Here is a 17,408-nt window from a genome sequence, read left to right on the forward strand (position 1 = left end):
CCGCCGATGTCACGTCATTCATCGTCACGTCAGTGTCCGTCCGGCCGCGTCCAGTAGCTGGGCGACGCCCGCCGCCCGCTCGGTCAGGTGCAGGCGCAGCACCGGCCGCCCGCGACCGGCGAGGGCCCGCCGGTCGCCGGCGGCCTGCGCCGCCTGAAGGTCTCCGAAGGTGTACGGGCGGCCGGGCACCGGCAGGTCGTCGGTGACCGCGCCGGTCACCTGAAGGTGCCTGCCGGCCCGCGGGCCGCCCTTGTGGTACTGCCCGGTGGAGTGCAGGTACCGCGGTCCCCACCCGAAGGTCACCGGGCGTGCGGTAGCCCGCGCCAGCAGCGGGCGCAGCCCGGCCACCGACGCGTCGGCCCCCCGGTCGAGGTAGGCCGCCACCGCCAGGTAGCCGTCGTCGCCCAGCCCGTCGAGCAGCCAGCGCAGCGCGCCGGCCAGGTCGGCGGGGGCCCCGGCCGGGGCGTACACCTCGATGGCGCCGTCGGTGGCCGAGGGCGACTCCGCAGGGGGCGGGCCGGCGGCGAGCAGCCGCGCGGTGTGCTCCCTGCTCTCGGCGACGTCCGGCTGGTCGAACGGCTCGACGTCGAGCACGGCGGCGGCGATCGCGGTGGCGTACTGCCAGGTGAGGAACTGCGCGCCGAGCGGGCCGTTGACCGCCACGTCGGCGGGGCCGGGTGCGACGCCCGGGCCGAGGGCGCCGCCGTAGCCGACGGTCAGCACGTCGGGGCCGGTGGCGCCGGGGGCGTCCGGGGACTCGACCACCACCGGCAGGACGCCCCGGCCGGCCTTGCCGGTGGACTCGGCGAGCAGCTGCTCGGCCCAGTCGCCCAGCCCGTCGAGCCCGGTGCCGTCGGACACCAGCGCGACGGTGGCCCGGCCGGTGGTGGCCGCCGCGGCGAGCGCCGCCCCGAGGGCCAGCCCCGGGTTGTCCCGGTCGCGGCCCAGCGCGCCGGCGACGGCCTCGGCGTCGTCGAGCAGGTCGGCGACCGGCACCCCGGCCAGCGCCGCCGGCACCAGCCCGAACGCGGTGAGCGCCGCGTACGGGCCGTCCACCTCCGGGTCGGACTGGATCACCACGACGCCCAGCTCGTCGGCGAGCGCCTCCAGCGGGGAGCCGGGGTCGGTGACCACGACGAAGTGCCGGGCGGTCTCCGCCTCGCTCATCCCGGCGTCCAGGAACGCCTGCCAGTAGGCCCGCCGGACGCTGTCGGTCTCCACGGCGTCGGCGGAGTTGCCGGCGACCACCACGACCGTGCGTCCCAGCCGCTCGGCCAGGGCCGCCCGGACCTGACCGGGGTCGGTGGTGTCCAGCACGGTCAGCGGCCGGCCGAGGGTCCGGGCGAGCACCTCCGGGGCGAGCGCCGAGCCGCCCGTCCCGGCCAGCACCACGTGGTCCAGGTCGGCCAGCTCCTCGGTCAGCTCGGCGAGCTGGGGGAGAAGCTCCCGGCTGCGTTCGTGGGTGTCCAGCCAGCCCAGCCGGGCCCGGGCCGTCGCCTCGGCGTCCGGCCCCCAGAGGGTCGGATCCTTGGCGGCGAGCCGGCCGGGGAGGCCCGCGGCGACCAGCGCGGCCCGCACGGACGCGGGCGCGGACCCGTCGACCGCGTCCGCGCCGTGCACGGCCAGCCCGGCGGCGATGTCCGCCCGGCCGGCCAGCAGGTCGCTCACCTCACCACCCCGTCCTCGTGGCGCGGTGCCCCCCGGGGCCGTGCCCCGGGGAGCGTCCGGCGCCGTCCGTCACGCGTCGCCCCCGGCCTGTTCGGCGGCCTTCGCGTTGCCCTTGGCCGCCCGGCCCGGCTTTCCGATGCCCTTGGCCGCCTCGGCGAGGGACTTCTTGACCCCGTCGATCAGCTCCAGCCAGCTCGTCTCGAACTTCTCCACGCCCTCCCGCTCCAGGGTGGCGATCACGTCGGCCATGTCCACCCCGGCCGCCTGGAGGTCGGTGAAGACCTTGCGGGCCGCGTCGTACGAGCCGGTGATGGTGTCGCCGCGGGTCTCGCCGTGGTCGGCGTAGGCGTGGATGACCGCTTCCGGCATGGTGTTGACCGTGCCGGGGGCGATCAGCTCCTCGACGTAGATGACGTCCCGGTAGTCGGGGTTCTTGGTGGAGGTCGAGGCCCACAGCGGGCGCTGCGGGTGGGCGCCGGCGTCGGCCAGCTTCCGCCACCGGTCGGAGCCGAAGACCTCGCCGTAGCGCTCGTACGCCAGCTGGGCGTTGGCGATGGCAGCCTTGCCGCGCAGCGCCTTGGCCTCGTCGGAGCCGATCTTCTCCAGCCGCTTGTCCACCTCGGTGTCGACCCGGGAGACGAAGAACGAGGCCACCGAGCCGATCTTCGACAGGTCGTGGCCGTTCGCCCTCGCCTGCTCCATACCGGCCAGGAAGGCCTCCATGACCTGCGAGTACCGGTCCAGGCCGAAGATCAGCGTGACGTTCACGCTGATGCCCTCGGCCAGCGTGGCGGTGATCGCCGGCAGGCCCGCCTCGGTGGCCGGGATCTTGATGAACAGGTTCGGCCGGTCGACCAGCCACCAGAGCGCCTTGGCCTCGGCGACGGTCCGGTCGGAGTCGTGGGCCAGCCGCGGGTCGACCTCGATCGACACCCGGCCGTCCACCCCGGCGCTCTTGTCGTAGGACGGGCGCATCACGTCGCAGGCCCACCGCACGTCGTACGTGGTGAGCATGCGGACCGCCTCCTCGACCTCGAGGCCGCGGGTGGCGAGGTCGCGCAGCTGCCAGTTGTACTCGTCGGCGTCGCTGAGCGCCTTCGCGAAGATCGTCGGGTTGGTGGTCACCCCGGCCACGTGGGACTCGCGGCGGAGCTTGTCCAGCCCGCCGGAGCTGAGTCGTACCCGGGAAAGATCGTCGAGCCAGATCGCCACACCGGCGGCCTGGAGCTCGCTCAGCCTGTCCGTCATGCCGTGCACGCTCCCCTCAGTTGCCGGTCGTGAAACCGGTGATGTCGCCCACCCGGGTCAGCGCCGCGTGCGCGGCGGCCACGATCCGGTCGGGGGTGAACCCGAACTGCTCGAAGAGCACGGAGTGCGGCGCGCTCGCCCCGTAGTGCTCCAGGCTCACGCACTCGCCGCTGTCCCCGACGATCGCCCGCCAGGACATGCCGATGCCCGCCTCCACGCTCACCCGTGCCTTTACCCCGCGCGGCAGCACCGACTCCCGGTAGGCCTCGTCCTGCGCGAAGAACCACTCCTGGCAGGGCATCGAGACCACCCGGGTGGGGGTGCCGTCGGCCTCGAGCCGCTCCCGGGCGGTGAGGCAGAGCTGCACCTCGGAGCCGGTGCCCACGATGATCACCTGCGGCTTGCCGCCGGACGCCTCGGCCAGCACGTAGCCGCCCTTGGCGACGCCCTCGGCGCCGGCCAGCTCGGTGCGGTCGAGGGTCGGCAGCGCCTGCCGGCTGAGCGCCAGCGCCGTCGGCCGGTCGGTGTGCTCCAGGGCCTGCCGCCACGCCCAGGCGGTCTCGTTGGCGTCGGCCGGGCGGACCACGTCCAGGCCGGGGATGGCGCGCAGCGCGGTCAGGTGCTCCACCGGCTGGTGGGTCGGGCCGTCCTCGCCGAGGCCGATCGAGTCGTGCGTCCAGACGTAGGTCACCGGCAGCTTCATCAGCGCGGCGAGCCGGACCGAGGGGCGCATGTAGTCGCTGAACACCAGGAACGTGCCGCCGTACGGGCGGGTGCCGCCGTGCAGGGCGATGCCGTTGAGGATGGCGCCCATGGCGTGCTCGCGGATGCCGAAGTGCAGCGTGCGGCCGTACTCGTCGCCCGGGAAGTCCTTGGTGGCGTGCTCGGCCGGGATGAAGGACGGCTCGCCCTTCATGGTGGTGTTGTTGCTCTCCGCCAGGTCGGCGGAGCCGCCCCACAGCTCGGGCAGCACGGGGGCGAGAGCCTCCAGGACCTTGCCGGAGGCGGCCCGGGTGGCGATGCCCTTGGCGTCGGCCGGGAAGGTGGGCAGCGCGTCGGTCCAGCCCTGCGGGAGCGTCCGGGTCGACATCCGGTCCCAGAGCGCCTTGCGCTCCGGGTTGGCCTGCGCCCAGGCGTCGAACCCGGTGGTCCACGCCGCCTGCGCCTCGGCGCCGCGCTCCAGCACCTGGCGGGCGTGCTTGAGCACCTCGTCGTCGATCTCGAAGGTGCGCTCCGGGTCGAAGCCGAGGATCTGCTTGGTGGCCTTCACCTCGTCGGCGCCGAGCGCCGAGCCGTGGATCTTGCCGGTGTTCTGCTTGTTGGGGGCGGGCCAGCCGATGATGGTGCGCAGCGCGATGAAGGAGGGACGGCCGGTCTCCGCCTTCGCGGCCAGCAGCGCCTGGTGGAGCGCCTCGACGTCCTCGTGGTAGTCGCCCTGGTCGGCGTCGCCGCGACGCCAGTCGACCGTCTGCACGTGCCACCCGTACGCCGCGTAGCGGGCCGCCACGTCCTCGCTCTTGGCGATCCGGGTGTCGTCCTCGATCGAGATCTCGTTGTCGTCGTAGATCACGCAGAGGTTGCCGAGCTGCTGGTGGCCGGCGAGGGCGCTCGCCTCGTGGCTGATGCCCTCCTCGATGTCGCCGTCCGACGCGATGCACCAGATGTCGTGGTCGAAGGGGGAGTCGCCGCGGTCGGACTCCGGGTCGAACAGGCCGCGCTCGCGGCGCGCCGCCATCGCCATGCCGACCGCGTTGCCGAGGCCCTGGCCGAGCGGGCCGGTGGTGGTCTCCACGCCGGGGGTGTGGCCGTGCTCCGGGTGGCCCGGGGTGAGCGAGCCCCACTGGCGCAGCGCCTTGAGGTCGTCCAGGGCCAGCGGGTAGCCGGAGAGGAAGAGCTGGATGTAGAGGGTCAGGCTGGAGTGCCCGGCGGACAGCACGAACCGGTCCCGGCCGGGCCAGTTCGGGTCGGCCGGGTTGTGCCGCATGACCCGGTTGAAGAGCAGGTACGCCGCCGGGGCGAGGCTCATCGCCGTGCCCGGGTGGCCGTTGCCGGATTTCTCCACGGCGTCCATGGCCAGCACGCGGACCGTGTCGACGGCCCTGCGGTCGAGGTCGGACCAGTTGAGAGCGGGAAGCTCGGGTCGGTTGGCAGCCACGATGGTTGTGCTCCTCGGCAGATGGGCGGAACCCTCACTGATGACCCTATCGAGCGGCCCTAAACGTCCGCCCGGGGATCTCTGCATGCTGGTCTGTACGTCTCCGACCGGATCCGTCGTTCAACTCGGAATGTGACGGCCCGCACCGTTGCCGGGTCTCCGGGGCAGCCAAAACGACGCCGCGTAGTGTGTGGGGCGGTGTGTGGACCCCGAGGGGTCCGAGCCGACCCCGACCTCCCCCTGCCGAAGCCGGAAGGTGGCAATCCGTGAGCATGATCACCGAGCGCCCCGTCAGCGACTCTGCCGGGCAGCCGCCGGTGCGCACGGTGACGGAGGTGTCGGCGACCGGCCGGCGGGACGTGCGGGCCGTGGTGGCCGCGTACGTGGCGCTCACCAAGCCGCGGATCGTCGAGCTGCTGCTGGTCACCACCGTGCCGGCGATGATGCTGGCCGACGGCGGCATGCCGGCGCTCTGGCTGGTGGCCGTGGTGCTGGTCGGCGGCTCGCTCGCGGCGGGCGCGGCCAGCGTGCTCAACTGCTACATCGACCGGGACATCGACCAGTTGATGCGCCGCACGAAGCGCCGGCCGCTGCCGGCGCACACCGTGTCGCCGCGCAACGCGCTGGTCTTCGGCCTGGTGCTGGCGGTGGTCTCGGTGGCGCTGATGGCCGCCGCCACCAACTGGCTGGCCGCCGGGCTGACGCTGGCCGCGATCGCCTACTACGACCTCGTCTACACGCTCTGGTTGAAGCGCACCACGGCGGCCAACACCTTCTGGGGTGGCGCGTGCGGGGCGGCGCCGGTGCTGATCGGCTGGGCGGCGGTCACCGGGTCGCTGGCTCCGGCCGCCTGGGGCCTGTTCGCGGTGGTCTTCTTCTGGCAGATGCCGCACTTCTACGCGCTGGCCATCAAGTACAAGGCGGACTACGCCCGGGCCGGCATCCCGATGCTGCCGGTGGTGGCCTCGGTCCGCCGGGTCAACGCGGAGATCATCCTCTTCTCCTGGCTGACCCTGCTCTCCTCGCTGGCCGTCTGGCCGCTCGGGATGAGCCCGATCTACGGCATCACCGCGCTGGTGGTCGGCGGGATCTTCGTGGTCGAGGCGCACAAGCTGTGCCGGCGCGCGACGCGCGGCGAGGCGGTCAAGCCGATGCGGCTGTTCCACTGGTCCACCACCTACCTCACCATCCTGTTCGCGGCCGTCGCCCTCGACGCCCTGCTCTGATCCCGGCGCTGACCGGGGTGGATGGTTTCCCCCTCGTGGCGGAATTCATCAGAATTTTTTTCGACCTGAGTTGGACGGGCTCAACCCGGACAGACTGTGACGATCTAGGCCGCCCGATTCGCCCCGTCATAGTCGGCATGTACGGGCAAATTACCTGTGGTCTTCCTTAAACCAGTAGGTAATTGGCATCACATTCAGTTCATCGTTCTCGCACATCCGGGTGGATGTCTGCTTAGGCTTCGCGTCATGGCAGATGGTTCCGATACGACGCTGACGGCTGACAAGACCGCCGAGCAGGCCCCCAACGGCCTGGTCGCGGGCATCAAGTCGTTCGCCGCCGGACACGGCGGGGCGAAGGCGGTCATCGAGTACGTCGGCAAGCGCGGCGCACGGATCGTCCTGGTGGGTGAGGACGGGGCGTGGGCCGACCAGTTCGCCGACGGCACCGACGTCGCGCGGCAGGCCTGCGCCACGGCAGGGGTCGCCGTCGAGAACGCCTGGGAGCGTGAGCTGATGGACCAGATGCGTCCGAGCAACGACCTCTGGCGGTCGATGGCCCGGCGCACGATGGCCCGTTGACATAAATTGACCAACCACCACCAGCCGACCCGGGGGAAACCCCGGGTCGCTCTCGTCACCTGCACGGCCCTGCCCGACCTCGACCCGGACGACCGGCTCGCGCTCGCCCCGCTCGCCGCCCGCGGCGTCGCCGCCGAGGCGGTGGTCTGGGACGACCCGGCCGTGGACTGGTCCGGCTACGACCTGGTCGTGCTCCGCTCGCCCTGGGACTACGCGCTGCGCCGCGACGAGTTCGTCGCCTGGGCGCGGACGGTGCCGGCCCTCGTCAACCCGGCCGACGTGGTCGCCTGGAACACCGACAAGCGCTACCTGGCCGAGCTGTCCGCGGCCGGGGTGCCCACCGTGCCGACCGCCTGGGTCGAGCCGGGCGAGGAGTGGGCCCCACCGGCCGACACCGGGGAGTACGTGATCAAGCCGGCGGTCAGCGCCGGCAGCCAGGACACCGGCCGGTACGACCTGACCGACCCGGAGCACCGGGAACTGGCCGTGGCCCACGTACGGCGGCTCTCCGCCGCCGGCCGGGTCACCATGGTCCAGCCGTACCTGGCGGCGGTGGACACCGCCGGGGAGACCGCGCTGCTCTTCCTGGCCGGGCCGGACGGCCTGGTGTTCAGCCACGCGATCCGCAAGGGGCCGATGCTGACCGGCCCCGACCGGGGCGTGGCCGAGCTCTACAAGGAGGAGCGGATCGAGGCCCGGACGGCCACCCCGGAGCAGCTCGACACGGCGGAGAAGACCCTGGCCGTCGTGCCCGGCGGCACCGAGCGGCTGCTCTACGCCCGGGTCGACCTGATCCCCGGCCCGGACGGGGCGCCGGTCCTGGTCGAGCTGGAGCTGACCGAGCCGAGCCTGTTCGTCGGCCACGCCGACGGCGCGCCGGACCGGCTCGCCGCCGCGATCACCACCCACCTGGCCCGGCGGTCCTGACCGCGCTCCGGCCCGCCCCGGGCGGGCCGGAGCCGCCTCACTCCCCGTCGGAGTGGTTGCGGTCCCAGCGGCCGCCGATCGGCGGGGTGTCCAGCCGGACGGCCGCTTCGTTCCCGGCGAAGTCGTTGTCCTCCACCCGGCACGAGACGCAACTGCCCGCCCCGGTGATCCAGAATCCGTAGGTCTGGGTGTGCTCGTCCCGGTGCCAGACCCGGTTGCCCCGCACGAGGGCCGAGTCGAACGGGGCGTTGACCGCGATCCCGGCGCGCTCCGGCGGGCCGGCGGGCAGCTCGTACGGCGTGCCGGGCGCCGGGGTGGCCTCGTTCCAGCCGGTGGCGCCGTCGGGCCGCACCTCGGCCAGGGACAGTTCGGTGCCGGTGTTGTCGGCGACCACCGCGGTCCGCGAGTCGACCCGCAGGATCTTGCCCCGGTGCCCGCCGGGCGGCCAGTCCGCCGACCCGTCGGTGACCCGGCGCGGGGCGTACCGCACGGTCGCGCCGGAGCCCCGGCACGCCGGCGCGGACCGGCGCCCGTTGTCCCGGATCCGGTTGCCCACCACCGCGGCGTCGATCATGGGCCGGTCGATCCGGATCCCGTCCAGCGCGTTGTCCCAGATCTCGTTCCCCTCGATCACCACGTCCGCCGCGGCGCCCCGGTACCCGCGGCCCAGGTCGTGCTCGTGGTAGCCGTAGCCGCCGTTGCGGCTGATCCGGTTGCCCCGGACCGCGTACGGGCCGGGGGTGTTGCCCATGCTGATCCCGTCGCCGACGTTGCGGTCGATCACGCAGTCGGTGAGCAGCCCGCCCCGACCGGCGATCCCGGCCGTGCCGTTGGCCGAGACGTCGAAGCCCGCCTCCAGGTTGTTGGTCAGCGTGCAGGCCGAGACGATCAGCCCGTCGGCGCCCCAGTCGGAGATGCCGAACCGGTTCGCCTGGCTGTGGCACCCGACGATGCGGAAGCCGCGCGGCGGCGCCCAGTGGTCCTTCTGCAGCTCCAGGAAGATCCCGTTGGTCCCGTTGCCCAGGGTGGTGCAGTTGGCGATGGTGAGCCGCTCCACGTCGCCCCAGCCGCCGATGCCGACGCCGATGCCCGCGCCGCCCATCTGCTCGCCGTTGTCCAGCCGGCCGCAGCCCACCACGACCACCCCGTCGATCAGGCTGTCCTGGAGGAAGTCGCAGCCCAGGCCGGTCGCCCCGGTGTGGTGGATGTAGAGGTTGCGGAACACGCCGCGCACCACGTACTGCAGGCCGAGCCCCTTGGCGAGGTAGTTGTACTGGGCCATGCCGACGCCGGAGCCGTCGATCTCGAAGTCGGCGAAGGTGCAGTCGGCGATGTGCCGGTCCCGGTCCGCGCCGTGCTGCACGGTGGTCCAGTAGGCCAGCGGGACGGGATCGTTCCGGTTGCCCTCGTTGCTGAGCAGGAACCGGGTCGCCGCCGACCCGGCGCCGATCAGCGACACCCCGCTGCGCCAGACGGTGCCGGCGTCCCGGATCGAGTAGATGCCGGGCGGGCAGTAGATCACCCGGGCGCGGCCGTCGGCGGCGTACCCCTCGCCCAGCCGGTCCACCAGGGCGGCCAGCGTCGGCTGGTCGTTTGTCACGCCGTCGCCGGTGAGCCCGAAGTCGAGGGCGTCGCACCACAGCGGCGCGCCGGCCACCGGCGTCAGCCGCTGCGGGACGGTCGTGGACAGGCCCCTGCGCGACACCGGCGGCTCCCCTCGGGCGGACGGTCCGTGGCGCGGACCGCATTCCCGCTGCCGCCCGCGGGTAACGCCGCGGGGCGCGCCCCGGGCGCCGGCCGACCGGTGTCGGCGGGGCCGGGGATCAGGCGGCGGCGGTGACCGGCTGGTCGGCCCGGGTGGCCGGCGCCGGCGGGGCCGGCGGGGCGGCCGGAAGCCGCTCCCGGGTGGCCCAGAGCACGCCCAGGGTGGCCAGCAGCACCAGGCAGGAGCCGAGCATGTGCGCGGCGACCAGCACCGCCGGCAGGTGGGTGAAGTACTGCACGAAGCCGATCAGGCCCTGGCCCAGCTCGACCGCGACCAGCACCCCGGCGGCCCGGGCCGCCCGGGCGGCGCCCACCGCGCGGAACGCGAAGAGCAGCGCCACCGAGAGGCCGATCAGCAGGAACACGCCGTCGGCGTGCACCTGGGAGATCGCCTCCGGGTCCAGGCCGTTGCGGGCCGCGCCCTGGTCGCCCGCGTGCGGGCCGCTGCCGGTCACCCAGGTGCCGACCACCAGCACGGCCGCGCTCACCACCGTGGTGAGCCCGGCGAGGGTACGCAGCGGCGCCGGCACGGTCGGGCGGACCGGCCCGTCCGGCTCGACGGTGCGCCGCCAGAGCGCGTACGCGGCGGCGATCACCACCATCGAGGCGAGGAAGTGCAGCCCCACCACCCACGGGTTGAGGTTGCTGAGCACGGTGATGCCGCCGATCACCGCCTGGGCGGGGATGCCGAACAGCACGCCGATCGACAGCGGCAGCAGCCCGCGCGGGCGGGTCCGCTGGGCCAGCACGGCGAGCACCACGGCCAGCGCGATGACCCCGACCGCGAAGGTGAGCAGCCGGTTGCCGAACTCGATCACCCCGTGCACGCCCATCTCGGCCGTGGTGTGGTACGACTCGTCGGTGCACCGGGGCCAGGTGGGGCAGCCGAGACCGGACGCGGTGAGCCGGACCGCCCCGCCGGTGACCACGATCGCCACGTTCGCGATGATCGAGGTGTACGCGAGGCGGCGGAGCAGCGTGGGGGAGACCGGGAACCGGACGGAAGCCTTCACGGAGCGAATCCTACGCACCGTAGTTGATCCCGATCGGGTGACTCCGCCACACCGGTGGTCGGGATCACCGGACCCCGGGTTTGCGGGCCCTCGGCGAATTACGTAACGTTGGCGTTGTGAAAAACGCGGCGGCGCTCTCCGGGCACCAGCCGGCGACCGCTCCGGCCGCCGGTGCTTCCGCGTCCACCGATCTTTCCACCCGTGACCGGGTGACCCAGCTGCTGCTGGAGCGGGGCGCGACCACCGCCGCACAGCTCGGCTCGGCGCTCGGGCTCAGCCCGGCCGCGATCCGCCGGCACCTCGACGCGATGCTCGCCGACGGCGACGTGGAGGCCCGCGAGCAGGTCGTGCGGGGCAGCCGGGGCCGGGGCCGACCGGCCAAGGTCTTCCTGCTGACCGAGGCGGCCCGGGTGCGCTGCGGCACCCACCACTACGACAACATCGCCACCGCCGCGCTGCGCTGGATCGCCCGCACGGGCGGCTCGCAGGCGGTCGAGGCGTTCGCCGCCGAGCAGGTGACCGCGCTGGAGGAGCGCTGCCGCGCCGCCATGGAGGACGCCGGCACCGACCCGCTGGCCCGGGCGGAGGCGCTCGCGGGGGCGCTGACCGCCGAGGGCTACGCTGCCAACGCGTCCACGATCGCCTCCGGCGGCCAGCTGTGCCAGCACCACTGCCCGGTGGCGCACGTGGCCGCCGAGTTCCCCCAGCTGTGCGAGGCCGAGACCGCGGTGATCTCCCGTCTGGTCGGCACCCACGTGCAGCGCCTGGCCACCATCGCGCACGGCGACGGGGTGTGCACCACGCACATCCCCACCCAGCCGCGTGCCCAGTCCGGTAACACCGTCACCACTGTGAGGACAGATAGATGACCGAGCAGATCGTCCAGCCCCTGACCCAGGAGGAGCAGCTCGCCGCCCTCGGTCGCTACGAGTACGGCTGGGCCGACCCCGACGTCGCGGGGGCGTCCGCCCAGCGCGGCCTCAACGAGGCGGTGGTGCGGGACATCTCGGCCAAGAAGAACGAGCCGGCCTGGATGCTCGACCTGCGCCTGAAGGGCCTGCGCCTGTTCGACCGCAAGCCGATGCCGGCCTGGGGCGCCGACCTCACCGGGATCGACTTCGACAACATCAAGTACTTCGTGCGGTCCACCGAGAAGCAGGCCACCAGCTGGGAGGACCTGCCCGAGGACATCAAGAACACCTACGACCGGCTGGGCATCCCCGAGGCGGAGAAGCAGCGGCTGGTCGCCGGTGTCGCGGCGCAGTACGAGTCCGAGGTCGTCTACCACAAGATCCGTGAGGACCTCGAGGAGCAGGGTGTCATCTTCCTGGACACCGACACCGCGCTGCGCGAGCACGAGGACATCTTCAAGGAGTACTTCGGCACGGTGATCCCGGTCGGCGACAACAAGTTCGCCGCGCTGAACACCTCCGTCTGGTCCGGTGGCTCGTTCATCTACGTGCCGAAGGGCGTGCACGTGGAGATCCCGCTGCAGGCCTACTTCCGGATCAACACGGAGAACATGGGCCAGTTCGAGCGGACGCTGATCATCGTCGACGAGGGCGCGTACGTGCACTACGTCGAGGGCTGCACCGCGCCGCTCTACTCCTCGGACTCGCTGCACAGCGCGGTCGTGGAGATCATCGTCAAGAAGAACGCCCGGTGCCGCTACACGACCATCCAGAACTGGTCGAACAACGTCTACAACCTGGTCACCAAGCGCGCCGTCTGCCACGAGGGCGCCACCATGGAGTGGGTCGACGGCAACATCGGCTCCAAGGTCACCATGAAGTACCCGGCGGTCTACATGACCGGCGAGCACGCCAAGGGCGAGGTGCTCTCGGTGGCCATGGCCGGCGAGGGCCAGCACCAGGACGCGGGCGCCAAGATGGTGCACGCCGCGCCGCACACCTCCTCGACCATCGTGTCGAAGTCGATCGCCCGGGGCGGCGGCCGCACCTCCTACCGCGGCCTGGTCCAGGTGCTGGAGGGCTCGCACAGCAGCCGGAGCACGGTCAAGTGCGACGCCCTGCTGGTCGACACCATCTCCCGCTCCGACACCTACCCCTACGTCGACATCCGCGAGGACGACGTGTCGATGGGGCACGAGGCGACCGTCTCCAAGATCAGCGACGACCAGCTCTTCTACCTGATGAGCCGGGGCCTGAGCGAGGACGAGGCGATGGCGATGATCGTGCGCGGCTTCATCGAGCCGATCGCCAAGGAGCTTCCGATGGAGTACGCCCTGGAGCTCAACCGCCTGATCGAGCTCCAGATGGAGGGCGCGGTCGGCTGACCCGCAGCTGGTCCTCGGCGCGGCGCCGACCCGTGGCGCCGCGCCGCGACCAGCCCGACCGACCCTCCGACCAATGACATCGCCGTCGCAGAACAGACCAAGGAAGAGATGACTACCCAGGCTTCCGCGCCGCCCACGACCAAGTCGCAGGCGCTCCGCTCGTACGACGTCGCCGACTTCCCGGCCCTCACCGGCCTGGAGGAGGAGTGGCGCTTCACCCCGCTCAAGCGCCTGCGCGGCCTCGCCGGTGGGGCGCAGGCCGCGACCGGCACGGTCCGCCACGAGCACGGCGACCTGCCCGAGGGCGTCACCGTCGGCCGGATCGGCAAGGACGACCCGCGGGTGGGCAGCGTGCTCACCCCGTTCGACCGGGTCAGCGCGCTGGCGTACGGCGGGGTGGACGAGGCGCTGCTGGTGCAGGTCGCCCGGGACGCCGTGGTCGAGGCGCCGGTGAGCCTGCGGGTGGTCGGCGGGGGCGCCGACGCGCTCGCCCTCGGCCACACCTTCGTCGAGGTGGGCCGGTTCGCCGAGGTGACCCTGGTGCTGGAGCACGTCGGCTCCGCCACGCTGGCCGACAACGTCGAGGTGGCCGTGGCCGACGGCGCGAAGCTCACCCTGGTCACCGTCGCCGACTGGGCCGGCGACGCGGTGCAGGCGCAGCACCTCAAGGTGAAGCTGGGCCGCGACGCCAAGGTGGTGCACGTCCAGGTCAGCCTCGGCGGCGACCTGGTCCGGCAGTACACCACGGTGGAGTACACCCAGCGCGGCGGCGAGGCCGAGCTGTACGGCGTCTACTTCGCCGACTCCGGCCAGCACCTGGAGCACCGGCAGCTGGTCGACCACACCGTGCCGGACTGCCGCAGCTACGTCGGCTACCGGGGCGCCCTGCAGGGCGACAGCGCGCACACCGTCTGGGTCGGTGACGTGCTGATCCGGGCCGAGGCGACCGGCACCGACACGTACGAGATCAACCGGAACCTGCTGCTCACCGACGGCGCCCGGGCGGACTCGGTGCCCAACCTGGAGATCGAAACCGGCGAGATCGCCGGCGCCGGGCACGCCAGCGCGACCGGCCGCTTCGACGACGAGCAGCTGTTCTACCTGATGGCCCGGGGCATCCCGGAGGGCGAGGCCCGCCGCCTGGTGGTCCGCGGCTTCTTCGCCGAGCTGATCAACAAGATCCCGGTCGAGGAGCTGCGCGAGCGGCTCGGTGACGCGATCGAGGCCCGCCTCACCAAGGCCGGCGCCTGATGATCAAGATCTGCTCGACCGAGGACGTGCCCAAGGGCACCGCGATCAGCGCCGACGTCGACGGCACGCAGATCGCCGTCGTGCACGGCGAGGACGACAACTTCTACGCGGTGTACGACGAGTGCTCGCACGCCGCGGTGGCCCTTTCGGAGGGCGAGGTCGACGGCTGCACGCTGGAATGCTGGCTGCACGGATCCCGTTTCGACCTACGGACCGGCGAGCCCACCGGGCTGCCCGCGACCGAACCCGTTCCCGTCTACCCCGTCGAAGTCCGCGACGGCGACATCTACGTCAGCCTGACGCCGAGCAATGGAGTGACCCGATAATGAGCACCCTGGAGATCCGCGACCTGAAGGTGTCGGTCAAGCTGCCCGAGGGTGAGCTCAAGCCGATCCTGGCCGGTGTCGACCTGACCGTGAAGTCGGGCGAGACCCACGCGATCATGGGCCCGAACGGCTCCGGCAAGTCGACCCTGGCGTACTCGATCGCCGGTCACCCCAAGTACGAGATCACCGGCGGCTCGGTGACCCTCGACGGCGAGGACGTGCTGGCCATGTCCGTCGACGAGCGGGCCCGCGCCGGCCTCTTCCTGGCCATGCAGTACCCGGTCGAGGTCCCCGGCGTCTCGGTGGCCAACTTCCTGCGCACCGCCAAGACCGCCATCGACGGCGAGGCGCCGAAGCTGCGCACCTGGGCCGGCGAGCTGCGCGGCGCCATGGAGAAGCTCCAGATGGACCCGGCGTTCGCCCAGCGCAACGTCAACGAGGGCTTCTCCGGCGGCGAGAAGAAGCGGCACGAGATCGTGCAGCTGGAGCTGCTCAAGCCGAAGATGGCCATCCTCGACGAGACCGACTCCGGCCTCGACGTGGACGCGCTGCGCGTGGTCAGCGAGGGCGTCAACCGGGTGCGCGACACCGGCGACACCGGCCTGCTGCTGATCACCCACTACACGCGGATCCTGCGCTACATCAAGCCGGACTTCGTGCACGTCTTCGTGGCCGGCCGGATCGTCGAGCAGGGCGGCCCGGAGCTGGCCGACAAGCTCGAGGAAGAGGGCTACGAGCGGTACGTCGCCGGGGCCGGTTCGGCGCGGGCCTGAGCACGATGACCTCCATCGCGATCCCGTCGGGCATGCCGCAGTACGACGACGTGCCCCGCTTCGACGTGGCGCGGGTGCGGGCCGACTTCCCGATCCTGGACCGGGAGGTCAACGGGCACCCGCTGGTCTACCTCGACAGCGCCAACACGTCGCACAAGCCGCGGCAGGTGCTCGACGTGCTCGCCGAGCACTACGCGCGGCACAACGCCAACGTGTCGCGCTCGGTGCACACGCTGGGCACCGAGGCGACCGAGGCGTACGAGGGGGCCCGGGCGAAGATCGCCGCGTTCATCAACGCGCCCAGCGTGGACGAGGTGGTCTTCACCAAGAACTCCACCGAGGCGATCAACCTGGTGGCGTACGCGTTCTCCAACGCCTCGCTGCGGGCGGACGCCGACCCGAGGTTCCGGATCGGGCCGGGCGACGAGATCGTCATCTCCGAGATGGAGCACCACTCGAACATCGTCCCGTGGCAGCTCCTCGCGGAGCGGACCGGCGCGACCCTGCGCTGGTTCCCGGTGACCGACCACGGCCGGCTCGACGAGTCCGGGCTGGACGACCTGGTCACCGAGCGGACGAAGATCGTCTCGCTGGTGCACATGTCCAACATCCTCGGCACGGTCAACGCCACCTCCCGGATCACCCAGCGGGTCCGCGAGGTGGGCGCCCTGCTGCTGCTCGACTGCTCGCAGTCGGTGCCGCACCTGCCGATGGACGTGGTCGACTACGACGCGGACTTCATCGTCTTCACCGGGCACAAGATGTGCGGCCCGACCGGCATCGGCGTGCTGTGGGGCCGGGGCGAGCTGCTCGCCGCGATGCCCCCGGTGCTCGGTGGCGGCTCGATGATCGAGACCGTGTCGATGGCGCGCTCGACGTTCGCCGCCCCGCCGGCCCGGTTCGAGGCGGGCACCCCGCCGATCGCCGAGGCGGTCGCGCTCGGCGCGGCGGTCGACTACCTCACCGGGATCGGGATGCGGGCCATCCAGTGGCACGAGAAGGAGCTGACGGCGTACGCGCTGGACGCCCTCGCCACGGTGCCGGGGCTGCGCGTCTTCGGCCCCAACGTGCCGGTCGGCCGGGGCGGGACGATCTCCTTCGCGCTCGGTGACGTGCACCCGCACGACGTCGGGCAGGTGCTCGACTCACTCGGCGTCCAGGTCCGGGTGGGGCACCACTGCGCCAAGCCGGTGTGCACCCGGTTCGGCGTGCCGGCCATGACCCGGGCGTCGTTCTACCTGTACACCACGACCGAGGAGATCGACGCGCTGGTGGCCGGTCTCGAGCAGGTGCGGAAGGTGTTCGACTGATGCAGCTCGACCAGCTCTACCAGGAGATCATCCTGGACCACTACAAGCACCCGCACGGCCGTGGCCTGCGGGACGCGACGGACCCGGCCGCCCGGGTCGGCGAGGCGCACCACGTCAACCCGACCTGCGGCGACGAGATCACCGTGCGGGTGGCCACCGACGGCAAGGTGTTCACCGACATCTCGTACGACGGGATGGGCTGTTCGATCAGCCAGGCGTCGGCCAGCGTGCTGCACGAGCTGCTGCGCGGCCGGCCCGCCGACGACGCCGCCGCGGTGCACGAGGCGTTCGTCGAGTTGATGTCCGGACGTGGCCAGGTCACGCCGGACGAGGAGGTGCTCGGAGACGGGGTGGCGTTCGCGGGTGTCGCGCGCTACCCGGCCCGGGTGAAGTGCGCGCTGCTGTCGTGGATGGCGTTCAAGGACGCCGCGGCACGCGCCGGGGTGGGCGTGAGCCCGGAGGTGAAGGCATGAGCAGCGAAGAGACCGCCACCACGCCGGCGGCCGGCGGCAAGGCCGCGATCGGTGACATCGAGGAGGCGATGAAGGACGTCGTCGACCCCGAGCTGGGCATCAACGTGGTCGACCTCGGCCTGGTGTACGGCGTCCACGTCGACGACCAGAACGTGGCCACCCTGGACATGACGCTGACCTCGGCGGCCTGCCCGCTCACCGACGTGATCGAGGACCAGGCCCGGCAGGCGCTGACCACCGGCCCGGGCGGCGGCCTGGTGAACGACATCCGGATCAACTGGGTCTGGCTGCCGCCGTGGGGCCCCGACAAGATCACCGACGAGGGCCGGGACCAGCTCCGCTCCCTCGGCTTCAACGTCTGACCGGTTCCCCGGTCCCCGTCGAGCGCGACACCCCCCG

Annotated in this window: 16 protein-coding genes; 11 read left to right on the plus strand and 5 right to left on the minus strand. The window is 72.4% G+C overall.

The window, feature by feature from the left end:
• Positions 1-24: 24 nt before the first annotated feature.
• From ACW0Q9_RS12800 to tkt, 3 genes are all read right to left on the minus strand, one after another.
• Positions 25-1,668 (minus strand): glucose-6-phosphate isomerase, encoded by a 1,644-nt coding sequence (locus ACW0Q9_RS12800; protein WP_456180891.1) that lies wholly within the window; start codon positions 1,666-1,668, stop codon positions 25-27.
• Between the two features lie 69 nt (positions 1,669-1,737).
• A complete protein-coding gene (gene tal / locus ACW0Q9_RS12805; protein ID WP_456180893.1) occupies positions 1,738-2,916 on the minus strand; it encodes a transaldolase in 1,179 nt (392 codons plus the stop codon).
• 16 nt (positions 2,917-2,932) lie between these two features.
• Complete coding sequence (gene tkt / locus ACW0Q9_RS12810; protein ID WP_456180895.1) at positions 2,933-5,071, minus strand: transketolase; 2,139 nt, start codon at positions 5,069-5,071, stop codon at positions 2,933-2,935.
• Between the two features lie 266 nt (positions 5,072-5,337).
• On the opposite strand from tkt, the gene ACW0Q9_RS12815 reads away from it, so the two are divergent.
• The 3 genes from ACW0Q9_RS12815 to ACW0Q9_RS12825 all read left to right on the plus strand — a co-directional run bounded on the left by ACW0Q9_RS12815 (position 5,338) and on the right by ACW0Q9_RS12825 (position 7,803).
• Positions 5,338-6,297 (plus strand): heme o synthase, encoded by a 960-nt coding sequence (locus tag ACW0Q9_RS12815; protein ID WP_456180897.1) that lies wholly within the window; start codon positions 5,338-5,340, stop codon positions 6,295-6,297.
• A gap of 246 nt (positions 6,298-6,543) precedes the next feature.
• Complete coding sequence (locus ACW0Q9_RS12820) at positions 6,544-6,876, plus strand: hypothetical protein (RefSeq protein WP_355353554.1); 333 nt, start codon at positions 6,544-6,546, stop codon at positions 6,874-6,876.
• A 6-nt stretch (positions 6,877-6,882) separates the two neighbouring features.
• Entirely contained in the window at positions 6,883-7,803 is a 921-nt protein-coding gene (locus tag ACW0Q9_RS12825) for an ATP-grasp domain-containing protein (RefSeq protein ID WP_456180899.1), read from the plus strand.
• A gap of 37 nt (positions 7,804-7,840) precedes the next feature.
• Here the strand turns inward: ACW0Q9_RS12825 and ACW0Q9_RS12830 are convergent, their stop codons facing one another.
• Together ACW0Q9_RS12830 and ACW0Q9_RS12835 are read right to left on the minus strand one after the other, a co-directional pair.
• A complete protein-coding gene (locus ACW0Q9_RS12830; RefSeq protein ID WP_456180901.1) occupies positions 7,841-9,508 on the minus strand; it encodes a right-handed parallel beta-helix repeat-containing protein in 1,668 nt (555 codons plus the stop codon).
• Positions 9,509-9,626: 118 nt separating this feature from the next.
• A complete protein-coding gene (locus ACW0Q9_RS12835; RefSeq protein ID WP_456180903.1) occupies positions 9,627-10,598 on the minus strand; it encodes a COX15/CtaA family protein in 972 nt (323 codons plus the stop codon).
• A gap of 98 nt (positions 10,599-10,696) precedes the next feature.
• Between ACW0Q9_RS12835 and ACW0Q9_RS12840 the strand changes: the two genes are divergently transcribed.
• From ACW0Q9_RS12840 to ACW0Q9_RS12875, 8 genes are all read left to right on the plus strand, one after another.
• Complete coding sequence (locus ACW0Q9_RS12840; protein WP_456180905.1) at positions 10,697-11,449, plus strand: helix-turn-helix transcriptional regulator; 753 nt, start codon at positions 10,697-10,699, stop codon at positions 11,447-11,449.
• Positions 11,446-12,876 carry a Fe-S cluster assembly protein SufB gene (gene sufB / locus ACW0Q9_RS12845; RefSeq protein ID WP_091270091.1) on the plus strand — a complete coding sequence of 477 codons (1,431 nt, stop codon included), beginning with the start codon at positions 11,446-11,448 and terminating at the stop codon, positions 12,874-12,876. Before ACW0Q9_RS12840 ends, sufB begins: the two co-directional genes overlap by 4 nt.
• 108 nt (positions 12,877-12,984) lie before the next feature.
• Entirely contained in the window at positions 12,985-14,127 is a 1,143-nt protein-coding gene (sufD, locus tag ACW0Q9_RS12850; protein WP_456180907.1) for a Fe-S cluster assembly protein SufD, read from the plus strand.
• Positions 14,127-14,453, plus strand: coding sequence for a non-heme iron oxygenase ferredoxin subunit (locus tag ACW0Q9_RS12855; RefSeq protein WP_091320789.1), 327 nt, complete (start codon positions 14,127-14,129; stop codon positions 14,451-14,453). Before sufD ends, ACW0Q9_RS12855 begins: the two co-directional genes overlap by 1 nt.
• A complete protein-coding gene (gene sufC, locus ACW0Q9_RS12860; RefSeq protein WP_091270088.1) occupies positions 14,453-15,226 on the plus strand; it encodes a Fe-S cluster assembly ATPase SufC in 774 nt (257 codons plus the stop codon). The genes ACW0Q9_RS12855 and sufC overlap by 1 nt, the downstream gene beginning before the upstream one ends.
• 5 nt (positions 15,227-15,231) lie before the next feature.
• Positions 15,232-16,536: a cysteine desulfurase gene (locus ACW0Q9_RS12865; RefSeq protein WP_456180909.1), complete on the plus strand. Its 1,305-nt coding sequence runs from the start codon at positions 15,232-15,234 to the stop codon at positions 16,534-16,536.
• Positions 16,536-17,009 (plus strand): Fe-S cluster assembly sulfur transfer protein SufU, encoded by a 474-nt coding sequence (gene sufU, locus ACW0Q9_RS12870; RefSeq protein WP_456180911.1) that lies wholly within the window; start codon positions 16,536-16,538, stop codon positions 17,007-17,009. The genes ACW0Q9_RS12865 and sufU overlap by 1 nt, the downstream gene beginning before the upstream one ends.
• The gene (locus ACW0Q9_RS12875) at positions 17,006-17,371 is read left to right on the plus strand and encodes a metal-sulfur cluster assembly factor (protein ID WP_425188434.1); all 366 of its coding nucleotides are present in this window, start codon (positions 17,006-17,008) and stop codon (positions 17,369-17,371) included. The genes sufU and ACW0Q9_RS12875 overlap by 4 nt, the downstream gene beginning before the upstream one ends.
• Positions 17,372-17,408 lie beyond the last annotated feature (37 nt).

This window comes from Micromonospora sp. I033, from assembly GCF_053890995.1.